The organism is Polaromonas aquatica, from assembly GCF_042659145.1.
Classification (GTDB): Bacteria; Pseudomonadota; Gammaproteobacteria; order Burkholderiales; family Burkholderiaceae_C; genus Polaromonas; species Polaromonas aquatica.
On the sequence record NZ_JBHSRS010000084.1, the window covers coordinates 103,066 to 117,958 of the forward strand.

A 14,893-nucleotide genomic window follows, 5' to 3' on the forward strand; every position below is an offset into this window, starting at 1 on the left:
GCGCCCACAAGGGCACTGGCCTTTTTTTTGAGTGAACCTTATGGTGCCAGCAAACCGACCTTGCGCACAAATGCATCCAGCGGCACCGACCACATCCTGCCACCGTAAGTCAGCAGCGAATGGCCGTCATGGTCAGGCAAAGGACCCGTCTGTATGAACTGGGTGTCGCTGCCACCGGCCTTGAAAGCCGCATGCCACTGCCTGGGTGCTTCCGGGCCCCAGTACTGGTCGTTCTCTGCGTAAAACCAGAGGCTAGGTATCTTTGCCTCCTTGCCCAACTCGGCATAGGTGCTGGTGAGGTTCTCGGGCTTGCAGCTTTTTCCGGGAGAAACATCCGGGTAACCGCCAGCGCCACCGGCAAAATTGACGTCGGCAATCACCCCCGGCAGGTTCAGCACGGATGCCGCCACCGTGGTCAGGCCGCCCACCGACTGGCCCTCCAGCAAGATGCGGTCCTTCCGGACCCACGGTTGCTGGACAGACCAGGCATGCACGGCCACCACCACCTGGCGCGCATTGCGGGCCACCGTCATGAAGTCGGGGTTGCCGGTGCAGGTGTTGCCGCTCCAGCGTGAAAAGGAGTCTTCGCGGTCTGCACCGCCGGTCTCGCCATACCCGGGGCGCACGGGCGCAAGCACCGCGACGCCTTTGCGCAACCAGTAGTTGGCATGGCCGACCAGCACCGGGTATTGCAGTTTGGCCCGGTCCGCCCGGGCCGCAGCGCGCCCATGCGAAAAGATGACAAGCGGAAACGGGCCAGCTCCTTCCGGCTTGTACAGATGTGTGGTGACCTCGCGCACGCTGCCGTCTATCAGCAGCGGCAGCTTGATGATCTCGGGGCGCTTTTGCTCGGCAGGCTGTGCGCCCGCTGCGCCGCCCAGCAACAGGCATAGGGCCAGCAAGGAGCCAATGCCCATGCCCGGTAAAACTCGTGAACGCATGAAAACTCCCTGCTACGGATCAAAAACACCAGGCTCAGCCCGATTTTTCAATCATTTTGGCATACAGCCGGCGCAAAATGCGCGCGGCCAGCTATCAAAAATATAGCAGGGAGAAAGGCATTGCAGCCTAGCGCGAAACGCCCAGCAGGCGGTCCACCAGCGCCGGCTGCTCGCGCAGCTCCTGCGCGGTACCGGCATGCACCACCGTCCCGCGGTCCAGCACCACGGCGCTGTCGGAGATCGCGAGAATTGCCTGCGGATGCTGCTCGACGATGATGGCAGACAGGCCCTCATCACGCGTGATGCGGCGAATGGCCTTGAGCAACTCCTCAACGATGATGGGCGCCAGGCCTTCTAGCGGCTCATCCAGCAACAGCAGTTTGGGATTGAGCACCAGCGCACGCCCGACGGCCAGCATCTGCTGCTCACCACCCGAGAGTTGTGTGCCCAGATTGGTTTTGCGTTCGGCCAGCCGCGGGAACATCTCGTACACCCGCGCAGGCGTCCAGGCGCCGGCCCGCGCCACTGCTGTCAGGTTTTCATCGACCGTCAGCGACTTGAAGATATTGCGCTCTTGCGGCACCCAGCCGATGCCCACGCCTGCCCGCTCATGCGAAGGCAGCTTGTGCAGCAGCGTGCCACCCAGCGTGATGCTGCCGGCGTGCTGGCGGGTGGCGCCGGCCAGGGTATTGATCAGCGTCGTTTTCCCCGTGCCGTTACGGCCCAGCAGCGCCAGGGTTTTTCCTTCGTCCAGGCTGAGGGAAATGTTGTTGAGTACCACGGCCTCGCCATAACCGGCGCTCAGGGCTTCAACTTTCAGCAACTCAGCCATGGCTGACCTCCTCACCGTGGCCAAGGTACACGGCCTTGACTTGCGGATCATTGGCGATCTGCTCGGGGTCGCCTTCCGTCAGGACAGTGCCGTTGACCAGCACCGTCATGCGGTTGGCAAAACTGAATACCAGGTCCATGTCATGTTCAATCAGCAAGATAGACACATCTGCGGGCAAGGCCGCAACGGTCTGCAACAACTCTTCACGCTCGCCGGCAGGCACGCCCGCCACGGGCTCGTCCAGCAGCAATACGCGCGGCTCGCAGGCCAGCGCAATCGCGATTTCCAGCAGGCGGCGCTTGCCATAGGCAAGCACCTTGGTTTGCTGGTTCATGACCTCGGTCAGGTGGAACTGTTCCAGCAACTGCTCGCAACGCTCGACCACATGGCTGTTGCTGCCCAGAGCTTTCCACCAGGACGTTCCCAGCCCGTTCTGCTGTGACACCGTGAGCGCCAGCGTTTGCAGCGGCGTGAGCGAGTCAAACAGCTGGTTGATCTGGAAGGTGCGCACCATGCCGCGCTTGACGCGCTGGTTGGGCGCCACATTGGTGATGTCCTGCCCCAGCAGCGTGATGCGCCCTTCGGTAGGTTGCAACACGCCGGTCAGCAGGTTGATCAGGGTCGTCTTGCCCGCGCCATTGGGGCCGATCAGCGCATGGCGTGCGCCTTTTTTCAGGTTCAAGGTGACGTTGTTGGTGGCCGTGATGCCGCCAAAACGCATGACCAGCCCCTCTGCCAGGAGCACCGTTTCTACACTGTCAGTCATGCACCGCTCCGCTTGAACCAGGTCCATGGGCGCATCAATTTCTCGCGGCCCACCAGCATCAGAATCACCAGGAAGAGGCCGATCCAGAAAGTCCAGTACTGCGGCGTGATCGATGAGATCACATCCTGCATCAGCTTGAACACAATGGCGCCCGCAATACCGCCGTAAAGCCAGCCGGTTCCGCCGATCACAAGAATCAGCATGATGTCGGCGGAACGGTCAAAGGCAAACACATCCAGCGAGGCAAAACCCGTCGTCTGCGCCAGCAGTGCGCCTGCTGCACCGGCCAGGGCGGCAGCGATGGTGTAGACCACGGCCACGCGCGACGACACCGGGATGCCGATGGCCATGGCACGCAGCCGGTTGTCACGAATGGCCATGAGCGTGGCGCCAAAAGGTGAGTTGGTCAGCCTGCGCGCCAGCACGAACAGCACCAGCGCCACCAGGATGGAATAGCAAGCTGCAACCTGGCCCGTCAGGTCAAACTCAAACTTGCCCAGCAACGGCCCCATCACCACACCCTGCAGGCCATCGGCACCGCCGGTGAGCCAGTCAAGCTTGTTGGCAAGCTCCAGCAGGATCAGTGCAACGCCCAATGTCACCATGAGGCGCGTCAGGTCGCTGCCGCGCAACACGGTCAGGCTGCAAATCGCACCAAGCAGGGCGGAAACGACAATGGCCACCAGCAAGCCGACCAGGGGGTCAGGCATCACCAGCTTGGCGAACAGGGCCGCCACATAGGCGCCCATGCCGAAAAAGGCAGCATGCCCCAGCGACACGATGCCGCTGTAACCCAGCACCAGATCCAGCGAAATGGCAAACAGCGCGACGATGGCGATCTCATTGATGATGAGCGCATGCGACGACAGCACAAATGGCGAGGCGAGTACTACCAGCCAGAAAACCGGTTCCCACAGTTTCCAGCGGCTGGTGTTGCGCAAGGCGTCATGAACTTGTTTTGTCATTTTCCGCCCTTGCGTACAAAGAGTCCTTGTGGACGCCAGATCAAAATGGCAATCATCAGGCAATAAACAATAAAGGCCCCCATTTTGGGGATGTAGTATTTACCAGCCACGTCCGCAATACCTAGCAGCAGGGCCGCCAGCAGAGGACCGGTAATCGAAGACGTGCCGCCCACGGCGACGACGATCAGGAAGTAAATCATGAACTTCAGGGGGAAGGTCGGGTCCAGCCCCAGCACCTCGGCGCCCAGGGCACCGCCCAGGCCAGCCAGCCCGGAGCCCACGGCGAACGTGGACAAAAACACCACGTTGACGTTGATGCCAAGCCCGGCCGCCACGCGCTGGTCATCCACCGACGCACGCAGCATGCTGCCGAAGCGCGTTTTTGCCAGCACGTACTGCAAGGCGATGGTGAGTGCCGCACAGACGGCAATGATGAACAGGCGGTAGTGGCCCATGCCCAGCATCCAGGCGCCATCACCGATTTCGGTACGGCCCTTGAGCCACTCCGGCAATTGCATGATCTGCTGGGTTGAACCGATGAAGTAGTCGGCGCTGGCCACGGCCATGAAGGTCAGGCCGATGGAAAACAGCACCTGGTCCAGGTGCGGCTTGCGGTACATGGGCCGGTACAGGGTGCGTTCCAGCACCCCACCCAGAAGCGCTGACCCGAGGAAGGCCAGCGGCAAACACACAAGGAACGGCACACCCAGGCGCTGCATGAGCAGCACCGTGATATAGCCGCCGACCATGGCGAACGCACCGTGCGCGAGGTTGATGAAATTCATCAACCCCATCGTCACGGCCAGACCGACGGCCAGGATAAACAAAAGCATGCCATAGGCAATGCCGTCAAAAAGAATAGTCAACATGGCTGTCGGAAATCTATGGCTTTACTTGCTCTTGCCCGGATCTTTCATGTCCTTGATCACATCGAACTCCACGTTGTAGAGCTGGCCGTTCTTCCGTTCGACCTTGCGCAAGTACATGTTGTGCACCACGTCGCGGGTCTGTGCATCAATAAACATCGGGCCGCGCGGGCTTTCAAAGATCTGGCCCTTCATGGCAGCCAGCAGGGCCTCGCCGCCGCCCTGGCCTTTGGTGGCCCGCAGCGCTTCGTAAATCACGCGCATGCCGTCATAACCGCCCACGGCCATGAAGTTGGGACGCATGCCCTTGTTGGCCTTCTCGAAAGCCTCGACAAACTTCTTGTTCATGGGAGAAGGATGGAAGGCCGAATAGTGATGGGACGTCACGACGCCGAGTGCGCCGTCACCCATGTCATTCAACTGGTCGTCATCGGTCAGGTCGCCGGTGCCGATCAGCTTGATACCGGCCTTGTCCATGCCGCGCTCCAGGAACTGCTTCATCACTGCGGCACCCGCGCCGGAAGGCACAAACACAAACAGCGCATCAGGCTTGATGTCGCGCACTTTTTGCAGGAAAGGAGCGAAATCCGGGCTGCGCAAAGGAACGCGCAGGGACTCCACAACCTGTCCGCCGTTGAATAGCAGGCGGTCCTTGAAATACCGTTCCGCGTCAATGCCGGGACCGTAGTCGCTGACCAGCGTGACCACTTTTTTGATGCCGTTCTTTGGAGCCCAGTCGGCCATGGCCACGGAAGCCTGCGGCAGCGTGAAGCTGGTGCGCACAACATAAGGCGATGCCTCGGTGATGCTTGACGTGGCGGCGGCCATCACCACCAGCGGCGTCTTGGACTGCGTTGCGATGGGCGCGGCGGCCAGAGCAGCGGGCGTGACGCCAAAACCGGCCATCACATTGATCTTCTCGTTGACCACCAGTTCCTGCGCCAGGCGCTTGGTGACATCAGGCGTTGCAACGTCGTCCTTGACGATCAGCTCAATTTTCTTGCCAGCAACCGTGTCACCGTTTTGTGCCATGTAAAGGCGTGCGGCGGCTTCAATCTGGCGCCCCGTCGAGGCCTGCTGACCCGTCATGGGGATGATCAGGCCGATCTTGAATTTGTTGTTGTCCTGCGCCAGAGCAGTGCCAGCGGCCAGCGTAGCCGCGGCAACAGCAATTGTTCCGAGAAAATATCGTTTCTTCATCATGATGTCTCCAAAAGGTTCAGAGGGAAATGCTAAGCGCGTGAAGGCAGTACTGTCGCTTTTCCCAAAAGGATGCGCAAGCGATATTTCTGACTGTCAGCTATAGCAATTTTACATACCAAGGTCGCCGACGCATGCTAGATGCGTTAGGGTTTCCCGGGGGTATGCATGAGGAAACGGGCACGGCGCGTGGCAATACGCCAGCCAGCCTCGTCCCGGTGAAAGCTGTCGTCAAACTCACCAAGAATCAGCGGCTGCTCCACCGGGTAACCGGATGGACCGCACACTGTCCTGCTGTCGCAGCCCCACAGCGTCACCAGGCTGGTGGCGCGGCAGCTTTGTGCGGACACGTCGAAAAAAAGCGTGTTGGACACCACGTGCCGGGTCATGCGGTGCGCAGGGCGCGCACGGTAGGCGGCAAGAATGGCGTCCGGCCCGCTCAAGGAGCTTCCATCCGGTCGCACCAGCAGGCCATCGGCAGTGAACAGCCCGCAGAACGCGGCGTAATCGCCCGCATCCACACGGGCTGCGGCGAGGTATATCAGGCGCTGGCAGGCGCCCTCGATCCGCGCCTGTTCTTCAAACGAGAGTGCCTGCATTGTCCTATTTGCCGGACTTGCCCGGATCTTTCACATCCTTGAGCATGTCAAATTCGACGTTGTAAAGCTGGCCGTTGACGCGCTCGACGCGGCGGATGTAGACGTTCTGCACGATGTCGCGTGTCTGTGCATCTATATAGATGGGGCCGCGGGGGCTCTCGAATATCTGTCCCTTCATCGCGCCTACAAGTGCAGTGCCGTCGCCCTGCCCTTTTGTAGCCTTGACTGCTTCATATATGACACGCATGCCATCGTAGGCAGCCACGCCGAAGAAATTGGGCCGCACACCCTTGCTGGTTTTCATGAACGCTTCGACGAATTTCTGGTTCATGGCCGACTTGTGCGCCACTGAATAGGGATGGGACGTCACCAGGCCAAGCGCCACATCGCCCATGTCGTTAAGGATTTCATCATCGGCCACGCTGCCTTCGCCGATGAGCTTGATGCCGGCCTTGTCGAGGCCGCGTTCCGCAAACTGCTTGAGCAGGGCCGAACCCGCGCCGGCAGGCACAAACACAAACAGCGCATCGGGCTTGAGGTCGCGCACCTTCTGCAGGAAAGGTGCGTAGTCCGGGTTGCGCAAGGGCACGCGCAACGACTCCACAACTTGCCCGCCATTGAAGGTAAAGCGGTCCTTGAATGTCTTTTCAGCATCCAGGCCAGGGCCGTAATCGGTCACCAGCGTGACGACTTTTTTAATCCCGTTTTTTGGCGCCCACTCGGCCACACCGAGCGTAACCTGCGGCAAGGTCATGCTGGTGCGCACGATGTACGGCGATGCCTCGGTGATGATCGAGGTAGCTGCAGCCATGATCACCATCGGTGTTTTGGACTGGGTCGCGATGGGCGCGGTCGACAGCGCCAGCGGCGTCAGCCCGAAACCTGCGAGCACATCGACCTTGTCGGTCACCACCAGGTCCTGGGCCAGGCGTTTGGTGACATCCGGCAGCCCGGTATCGTCCTTGAAGATGAGCTCGACCTTGCGGCCTGCCACGGTGTCGCCGAACTGCGACATATAAAGCTTGACGCCGTTTTCAACCTGCTTGCCGGTAGAGGCGAAAGGCCCTGTCATGGGCAACAGGAAGCCGATCTTGAAGGGCTTGCCGGCCTGCGCCGCAGCCAGGCCGGTCTTTGCGGCCAGGGCTATGGCCGTCGCGTTGCGTAAAAATACCCGTTTGGTTGAATCCATGGTTTGTCTCCTGTTACAAAAAAATGACGTTTTCAAACTTGCAATATCACTCTTGCGATTTTTTCAGTTCCGCTTGCGTATCAGCCGCACCCCGGGCATCTGGCCCAGCTCATGATTCTGCAGGGTTGCATGCAGGTTGCGCTGGGCAATGCGGGAATGCTCGCGCATGATGGCTTCGGCGCGCGAACCCTCACGCTGCTCAATGGCACCCAATACCTGGCGATGCTGATCCTGCGCCACTATCAATATGTCTCGGGCCTGGGGTGAATTGGCCTGCAGCACGACAAAGGCAGACGGCGATGCAAACGGCAGGTTCACCACGCGGTCAAGCTCGCGCGCAATCACCGCACTGCCCGCCATTTCGCTCAGCAGGTTGTGGAATTTCTGGTTCAAGCTGACATAACGCAGGAATGCGTCATCGTCGAGCGCAGGCTGCCTCAACACCGAGTCAACCTGATCAAGACAGGCGCGCGCCTCATTCAACACGACGGTAGCCACGCCTCTTTCGGCCGCCAGCCGGGCCGACAAGCCCTCCAGCGTGCCGCGCAATTCAATCGCCTCGGAAACATCGCGCTCGGAAAATGTGCGGACCGCATAGCCCCCATTGGCCAGCGCTTCGAGCAGGCCCTCCTGCTCCAGCCGCATCAGGGCTTCGCGAATCGGCGTACGCGAGACCCCAAGCTTTTCGACAATGGCCAGTTCGGTAATACGCGCACCGCTGGGCAGCTCGCCGGCAAGAATCATCTCGCGCAAACGCAACTGTGCCTTGACAGCCTGCGAGGCCCCCGGCTCCAGAACCTCAACCATTGGGAAAGAGGATGTTTGCTTGCTCATATGGGTTTTGAGTGTATACATTATTTATACAAAACTCCATGAAAACTGGCACTTTAAGCCGAATTTTCATAAATTCAATCAATCATCGGCCAAACTTCAAACATCAATGTATACAAGAACAAAGTTTTTTTGCATAATAAAGATTCAGTTCGCAAGCAGGATAAACCCGCACGTCCTGCCAGAAACAAGTCCACCCCACTTACTTCACCCCCACTGGAAGAAACCATGTTCCCCAAAAATACCTGGTATGTAGCCTGCACGCCCTCTGAAATCGACGACAAGCCGCTCGGTCGGCAGATTTGCGGAGAAAAAATCGTTTTCTATCGCGGCCCTGAAGGCAAGGTCGCGGCCCTCGACGATTTCTGCCCCCATCGCGGCGCGGCGCTTTCGCTCGGTACGGTATGCGAAGGCAAGCTGGTCTGCGGCTACCACGGCTTGGTGATGAATTGCGACGGAAAGGTTGCATCAATGCCCGGACAGCGCGTGCAGGGCTTCCCGCGCACCCGCAGCTTCCCGGTGGTGGAGCGTTACGGTTTTATCTGGGTCTGGACCGGTGACGAAAAACTGGCGGACCCGGACCTGATCCATCCGCTGGAATGGGCCGACAACCCCGAATGGGCCTATGCCGGCGGCCTGTACCACGTCAAGTGCGACTACCGCCTGATGATCGACAACCTGATGGATCTGACACATGAGACCTATGTGCACACCAGCAGCATAGGCCAGAAGGAAATCGACGAAGCGCCCGTGAACACCAAGACCGAAGGCGACATGGTGGTCACCAGCCGCTACATGGAGAACGTCATGGCACCGCCTTTCTGGCGCGCCAACCTGCGGGGCAACAACCTGGCCGACGATGTGCCGGTCGATCGCTGGCAGGTCTGCCGCTTCACGCCGCCCAGCCATGTCATGATCGAAGTCGGCGTTGCGCATGCCGGCAAGGGCGGCTACCACGCCGACCCCAAGGACAAGGTGCACAGCATCGTGGTTGATTTCTGCACACCTGAAACCGAAACCACGATGTGGTACTTTTGGGGCATGGCACGCAACTTCAACCCCAAGGACAAGGCGCTCACGGCACAGATCCGCGAGGGACAAGGCAAGGTTTTCGCCGAAGACACGGTGGTGCTGGAAGCGCAGCAGCGCAACCTCAACACCTTCCCCGAGCGCAAGCTTCTGCTGCTCAACATCGATGCCGGCGGCGTACAGTCCCGGCGCATACTTGACCGCCTCATCGCGGAAGAACAACCCCAAACACAAACTGCCTGATCATGGAAACCATAACAGTCAAGGTCGTGCGCAAGACCAGTGAAGCCGAGGATATCGCCAGCTTTGAACTGGCGCGCCCGGACGGTGCGCCCCTGCCGGCGTTCAGCGCAGGTTCGCATGTCGACGTACACATACCGGGCGGGCTGACTCGCCAGTATTCGCTGTGCAATGATGCAGGCGAGCAGCACCGCTACAGGATTGCGGTGCTGCGCGACCCGGCCTCACGCGGCGGCTCCGTTGGCATGCATCAGGCGGTCAATGAGGGCGACGAAATCACCATCAGCGCGCCAAAAAATCATTTCCCCCTGCAGCATGCGGCGCAAACGCTGCTGTTTGCAGGAGGCATCGGCGTGACACCGCTGCTGTGCATGGCACAACGGCTTGCCGCGACAAGCGCTGACTTCACGATGCACTACTGCACCCGGTCGGCAGAGCGCACAGCCTTCCTGAAGGAAATCAACGCCTCGGCATTTGCCGACAAGGTGCAGTTTCACTTCGACGCAGGCGCCGCGGAACAAAAGCTCGATATAGGAACTGCGCTGGCCGCCCCCAAGGCGGACAAGCATCTGTACGTATGCGGCCCATCCGGCTTCATCGACCACGTGATCAACGCGGCAAAAGCTGCAGGCTGGGGCAAGGACCAGATCCATCTGGAATATTTTGGTGCGGCACCACAGGACACCTCCAGCGATGGCAGCTTTGACGTCAAGATCGCCAGCACGGGAAAGACCTACACCATCGGTGCGGAGCAGAACATCATCCAGGTCCTGAAGGAAAACGGCATAGAGATCCTGACCTCCTGCGAGCAAGGCGTGTGCGGCACCTGCATCACGCGCGTGCTGGAAGGCGAGCCGGATCACCGGGACATGTACTTCACGGACGACGAGAAGGAAAAGAACGACCAGTTCACGCCATGCTGTTCACGCGCCAAGAGCAAAACCCTGGTGCTTGACCTCTAATCGCGGCACTGCGGTTAATCCCTGCCCCGGCAACTGGAGCAGGTGCCCTAACATACATGCTTCACCCGCTTGATAAAAAGGAAAGAGACATGACCCAGCTTCCCGCACACTACGACCACGTCGGCAGTTTTCTCCGCCCCAAATACCTGCTCGAAGCCCGCGAGCAAAAGGCCAAGGGCGCGATCACGCCGGAGCAACTTCGCAAGGTGGAGGACAAGGCGATCACCGAGATCGTGAAGTTCCAGGAAGATGTCGGTCTCAAGAGCATCACCGACGGGGAGTTCCGCCGCACCTACTTTCACATCGATTTCCTCGACCAGCTCGGCGGCGTGAAGACCGATATCCCGGTCACCTTCATCAAGCCGGACGGCTCGCAGGAACTGGCACCGCCGGTGATGAAAGTGGTCGACAAGGTGCGTCATGCCAAGGACATCCAGCTGGCCGACTTCCAGTACCTCAAGAGCCAGGTCAGCGCAGGCAACACGCCCAAGGTCACCATCCCCTCCCCGACCATGCTGCATTTCCGCGGTGGCCGCGCCGGCATCAGCCGTGAAGCCTATCCCGAACTTGACCCCACGTTCTACGACGACGTGGCCAAGGCCTATGGTGATGAACTGCGCAGCCTTGCCGCGGCAGGCTGTACCTATGTGCAGATGGACGATACCAACCTGGCCTATCTTTGCGACGAGAAAATGCGTGAGGCCGCACGCCAGCGCGGCGACGACCCCAACGAATTGCCGCACCGCTATGCGGCCTTCATCAACAAGGTGGTCGCGCAAAAACCGGCCGGCATGCTGCTGTCCATGCATCTGTGCCGGGGCAACTTCAAAAGCACCCATGCCGCATCCGGCAACTACGAGCCTGTCGCCGAAGCCCTGCTCAAGGAAATGAACCTTGACGCCTATTTCATGGAATACGACGACGACCGCAGTGGCGACTTCAAACCGCTGCGCTACCTGCCCAAGGGCAAAACCGTCGTGCTGGGCCTGGTGACCACCAAGTTCGGCGCCATGGAAAGCAAGGACGACCTGAAACGCCGCATTGAAGAAGCCGCCAAATATGCCCCGCTGGAACAGCTTGCGCTGTCGCCCCAGTGCGGTTTCAGCAGCACGGTGCACGGCAACGACATCGCGGTGGAAGCGCAACGCAGCAAGCTGCGCCTGGTGATTGAGACCGCCCAGGAGGTCTGGGGCACGGCCTGATCAGTGAACACACAGCAGGTGTCCCACGCGGGCTATCCTGCTGGCCGTTCATTGTCTGTTTATCTGTCCGACCCTGAGCGATCCGGTCCACTTACAAAGCGGTAAAGCGTTCTGCCGGTACGGCTCTGCCCGGGCTCATGCACCGATGACGGAAATGCCGGGCAGTTCGGCGCATTGGGGCAGCCCTGGGGTTCAAAACAAAGGCCCTGCTGCTGGAAGTAAGCCAGGCCGCTCTTGCCCGGGCCACCCGGCAAGGGCTGCTGCGGTAACAAGCCGGTGTAAAACTGCATGGCGGGCTCGGTAGACCATACTTCCATCACACGCCCGCTCCCAGGGGCGCTGACACGGGCTGCCAGGGCCAATCCAGTCCCCTCATCAGGTCGATAGACCAGGTAGCAACTGTCGTACCCTTCCACCCATTCGGTTGAGGATGGGGCGACATCGGGCGCTTGGTTTCCACGCACACGCGTGTCCAGCACAGTTGGCTCGCGAAAATCAAGAGCGGTGTGTTCCACCGGCAGGAGCTCCCCCGTTGCCACAAGGTCTTCGCTCATGGCGAAATACCGGTCTGCATAAATCGTAACCTCATGCCCAAGCGCAGAGCCACTGGACTCGCCATTGAGGTTGAAAAATGCGTGCGAGGTAAAGCTGGCCACCGTCGGACTGTCCAGCGCCAGGGCTTCGTAATCGATCACCAGCTCATTGGCCTCCGTAACGCTGTACATGAGGCGCAATGCCAGGGTTCCGGGAAAGCCCTCCTCGCCATCAGAAAAAACATACGTCATCTCCACGCTGGAGTCGTTGTGCTGCACAGCGTCAAACACCTGGAAGCGGGAACCCTTGATGCCGCCGTGCAGGCAATGCGGGCCATTGTTGGCATTCAGCCTGTAAGCCGTGCCGCGCAGGTCAAAAACTGCGTTTTTAATGCGCCCCGCATAACGCCCTATAAATGCCCCCATGGAGGGCGAGCCGCCTGCAGCCGCCTCCAGGCTGTCATAACCCAGCACCACATCTGCGAGCCGGCCATCCCGGTCAGGCACTATCAGTTGCTCAATTTTTGCACCGTAGTTGCTAATGCAGGCCACCATGCCGCGCGAATTGCGCAGCAGGAAAAGCCCAACCGGCTTGCCGTCCATTTCGCCCCGAAACCGCTCCGGCTCCAGTATTTTCAAGACAGCCTGTTTGACGGGAAAGGTCATGATGAGGGAAACACCATAAAACTAGTCGGCGATGATGGTCAGCAACTCTTCACGGGTTTTCGGGTCAGCCATGTACTTTCCGTACAAGGGCCCCATGCGCCTGACCATGGGGGAAGCGTCCTTGACCTTCACGAATTGGGCGCCCTGCCGGGTGGTGGTCTCAAGGGCCAGCGTAATCCGTTTGTTCCACAAGTCACGCATAAGCAGGGCCGATTTGGCGCCTGCCGCAGAGAACGCGGCCCTCTCATCCTTGTCGAGCTTGTCCCACAGCTTTGTGGAGACCACCAGCGCCTCAGGCGAAATCACGTGGCTGGTGACATAAACATTTTTCGCCACCTTGTAATGCCCGGTGGACTCATAAGACGGCAGGTTGTTTTCAGCACAATCGACCTTGTCCTGCTGCAATGCGTCGAGCACATCCTTGAAAGGCAGGGCTACCGGTGTTGCGTTCAGCAGCTTGACCATTTCAATATAAACGTCGGACTGCTGAACGCGAATTTTCTTGCCCGCCAGATCGCTCACGCTGGAGACAGGTTTGACACAATAAAACGAACGCGCGCCGCCGTCATACCAGCCGACCACCACAAAACCAGCGGCCTTCAGGTTGGCCGCGAATCGCTCGCCCAGCTTGCCGTCCAGGTGCCTGAACATGTGTGCAGAATCCTTGAACAGGAATGGCAAATTAAGCACCTTGATGCCGGGCACGGCGTCCGACAACGGGCCTGAACTGAACTCGGCGATATCCACTTCCCCGCTCTTCAGCATCTGCACCGCTTTGGGCTGGTCACCCAGCGTTGCGTTGGAAAAAACCTCAACCTGGTATTTGCCCCTGGTGGCCTTGCCGACATCCTCCGCAAAACTCTTGATGGCCTCCGTCACCGGGTAGCCTTCCGGATGGATATTCCATGCACGCAGCTTGACCTGCGCATGGCTCAGGCCGGCAGCAAGCGCCGCCAACAGGAACAAGAACCCCTTGAAAGATGCACGCATTTTGTCTCCTGATAATCATCACGGCGTTTGCTTGCCCCCGGCATGCTCAAACAGTGAGCGGTGCGGTCAGTCCAGCCTGATGCCGGCCTGCGCTACAACTTTTGCCCAACGGCTTCTCTCGCGATTGAAAAAATCGTCCTGCTGGGCCGGTGTCATGGTCACCACTTCCGCGCCCTGCCCCGCCAGCTTGGCGCGGATCTCCGGGCTGCGGATGATCTTGATGAGCTCGCTATTCAGGCGGCTCACGATATCGGCCGGCGTGCCCCTGGGCACCAGCAGCCCCTGCCAGGTGCCCGACTCAAAGCCGGTCAAACCCTGTTCGGCAAGCGTAGGGACATCGCCGATCAGCGGCATGCGCGTGCTTTTGGAAACACCCAGTATCTTGAGCTTGCCGCCTTGCACATGCGGCAAGGTGGCGAGCATGCCGTTCATCAGTATCTGGGTCTGCCCGGCTATCGTGTCGCTGACCGCCTGCGAGCCGCCCTTGTAGGGGATGTATTGCCATTTGGCGCCGCTGGCACGCTCCACCGCCACACCAGCAAGATGCGGCGCGCTGCCCATGGCAGTCACGGCAAAATTAAGATCCGAGCGTTTGGACAGGGCCACCAGTTCCTTGAGGTTGCTGGCAGGTACCGAAGGGTGCACCACCAGCAAATGCGGTGAATAAGCCAGCATGGTCACGCCACGCAAATCCCTGGAAGGATCAAATCCCAGTTTGGTGTAAACCGATGGGCTGATCGCCAGCGCGCCGGTGTCACACAACAGCAAGGTGTAGCCGTCCGGTGCAGACTTTGCAACAAAGTCCGCGCCAAGGTTGCCGTTGGCCCCCGCCTTGTTGTCGACGATAACGGGCTGCCTGAGTGCATCCGACAAAGGCTGGGCAATGGCGCGCGCAATGATGTCCGAAGAGCCGCCCGGCGGATAAGGCACTACCAGACGGATCGGCCTGGCCGGCCAGCCTTGTGCCTGCGCACTGGCCACACTCCAGCCCACAGCCAGCGAAGCACCCATAAGATCGCGTCGATTGAGGGACATCCTGCCTCCTTATCGTTATTCAAACAACTGCCGGCGACAAGCCTGCA

Annotated in this window: 15 protein-coding genes; 3 read left to right on the forward strand and 12 right to left on the reverse strand. The window is 59.8% G+C overall.

What is annotated here, in order from left to right:
• Window positions 1–38 precede the first annotated feature (38 nt).
• The 9 genes from ACFQND_RS21705 to ACFQND_RS21745 form a co-directional block, all read right to left on the reverse strand.
• A complete protein-coding gene (locus ACFQND_RS21705) occupies window positions 39–941 on the reverse strand; it encodes a dienelactone hydrolase family protein (protein ID WP_371439624.1) in 903 nt (300 codons plus the stop codon).
• 127 nt (window positions 942–1,068) lie between these two features.
• A complete protein-coding gene (locus ACFQND_RS21710; RefSeq protein ID WP_371439625.1) occupies window positions 1,069–1,773 on the reverse strand; it encodes an ABC transporter ATP-binding protein in 705 nt (234 codons plus the stop codon).
• Window positions 1,766–2,539, reverse strand: a complete 774-nt coding sequence (locus ACFQND_RS21715; protein ID WP_371439626.1) for an ABC transporter ATP-binding protein — start codon at window positions 2,537–2,539, stop codon at window positions 1,766–1,768. Before ACFQND_RS21715 ends, ACFQND_RS21710 begins: the two co-directional genes overlap by 8 nt.
• A complete protein-coding gene (locus ACFQND_RS21720) occupies window positions 2,536–3,504 on the reverse strand; it encodes a branched-chain amino acid ABC transporter permease (protein WP_371439627.1) in 969 nt (322 codons plus the stop codon). Before ACFQND_RS21720 ends, ACFQND_RS21715 begins: the two co-directional genes overlap by 4 nt.
• A complete protein-coding gene (locus tag ACFQND_RS21725; protein ID WP_371439628.1) occupies window positions 3,501–4,373 on the reverse strand; it encodes a branched-chain amino acid ABC transporter permease in 873 nt (290 codons plus the stop codon). The genes ACFQND_RS21720 and ACFQND_RS21725 overlap by 4 nt, the downstream gene beginning before the upstream one ends.
• A gap of 21 nt (window positions 4,374–4,394) precedes the next feature.
• Window positions 4,395–5,570 carry an ABC transporter substrate-binding protein gene (locus ACFQND_RS21730; RefSeq protein WP_371440074.1) on the reverse strand — a complete coding sequence of 392 codons (1,176 nt, stop codon included), beginning with the start codon at window positions 5,568–5,570 and terminating at the stop codon, window positions 4,395–4,397.
• 146 nt (window positions 5,571–5,716) lie between these two features.
• Window positions 5,717–6,169, reverse strand: coding sequence for a nuclear transport factor 2 family protein (locus tag ACFQND_RS21735; RefSeq protein WP_371439629.1), 453 nt, complete (start codon window positions 6,167–6,169; stop codon window positions 5,717–5,719).
• Between the two features lie 4 nt (window positions 6,170–6,173).
• Window positions 6,174–7,358 (reverse strand): ABC transporter substrate-binding protein, encoded by a 1,185-nt coding sequence (locus ACFQND_RS21740; protein WP_371439630.1) that lies wholly within the window; start codon window positions 7,356–7,358, stop codon window positions 6,174–6,176.
• A 63-nt stretch (window positions 7,359–7,421) separates the two neighbouring features.
• Entirely contained in the window at window positions 7,422–8,192 is a 771-nt protein-coding gene (locus ACFQND_RS21745) for a GntR family transcriptional regulator (RefSeq protein ID WP_371439631.1), read from the reverse strand.
• Window positions 8,193–8,417: 225 nt separating this feature from the next.
• On the opposite strand from ACFQND_RS21745, the gene ACFQND_RS21750 reads away from it, so the two are divergent.
• From ACFQND_RS21750 to ACFQND_RS21760, 3 genes are all read left to right on the forward strand, one after another.
• On the forward strand, window positions 8,418–9,461 hold the full coding sequence (locus ACFQND_RS21750; protein ID WP_371439632.1) for an aromatic ring-hydroxylating dioxygenase subunit alpha: 1,044 nt from the start codon (window positions 8,418–8,420) through the stop codon (window positions 9,459–9,461).
• Between the two features lie 2 nt (window positions 9,462–9,463).
• Complete coding sequence (locus ACFQND_RS21755; RefSeq protein ID WP_371439633.1) at window positions 9,464–10,420, forward strand: PDR/VanB family oxidoreductase; 957 nt, start codon at window positions 9,464–9,466, stop codon at window positions 10,418–10,420.
• An 89-nt stretch (window positions 10,421–10,509) separates the two neighbouring features.
• Window positions 10,510–11,622: a 5-methyltetrahydropteroyltriglutamate--homocysteine S-methyltransferase gene (locus tag ACFQND_RS21760; protein WP_371439634.1), complete on the forward strand. Its 1,113-nt coding sequence runs from the start codon at window positions 10,510–10,512 to the stop codon at window positions 11,620–11,622.
• Between the two features lie 59 nt (window positions 11,623–11,681).
• Here ACFQND_RS21760 and ACFQND_RS21765 read toward each other — a convergent pair whose 3' ends face one another.
• The 3 genes from ACFQND_RS21765 to ACFQND_RS21775 all read right to left on the reverse strand — a co-directional run bounded on the left by ACFQND_RS21765 (window position 11,682) and on the right by ACFQND_RS21775 (window position 14,846).
• Window positions 11,682–12,821: an aldose epimerase family protein gene (locus ACFQND_RS21765; protein WP_371439635.1), complete on the reverse strand. Its 1,140-nt coding sequence runs from the start codon at window positions 12,819–12,821 to the stop codon at window positions 11,682–11,684.
• Window positions 12,822–12,842: 21 nt separating this feature from the next.
• Window positions 12,843–13,811 carry a TRAP transporter substrate-binding protein gene (locus ACFQND_RS21770; RefSeq protein WP_371439636.1) on the reverse strand — a complete coding sequence of 323 codons (969 nt, stop codon included), beginning with the start codon at window positions 13,809–13,811 and terminating at the stop codon, window positions 12,843–12,845.
• Window positions 13,812–13,877: 66 nt separating this feature from the next.
• Window positions 13,878–14,846: a Bug family tripartite tricarboxylate transporter substrate binding protein gene (locus ACFQND_RS21775; protein ID WP_371439637.1), complete on the reverse strand. Its 969-nt coding sequence runs from the start codon at window positions 14,844–14,846 to the stop codon at window positions 13,878–13,880.
• Between the last annotated feature and the right edge of the window lie 47 nt (window positions 14,847–14,893).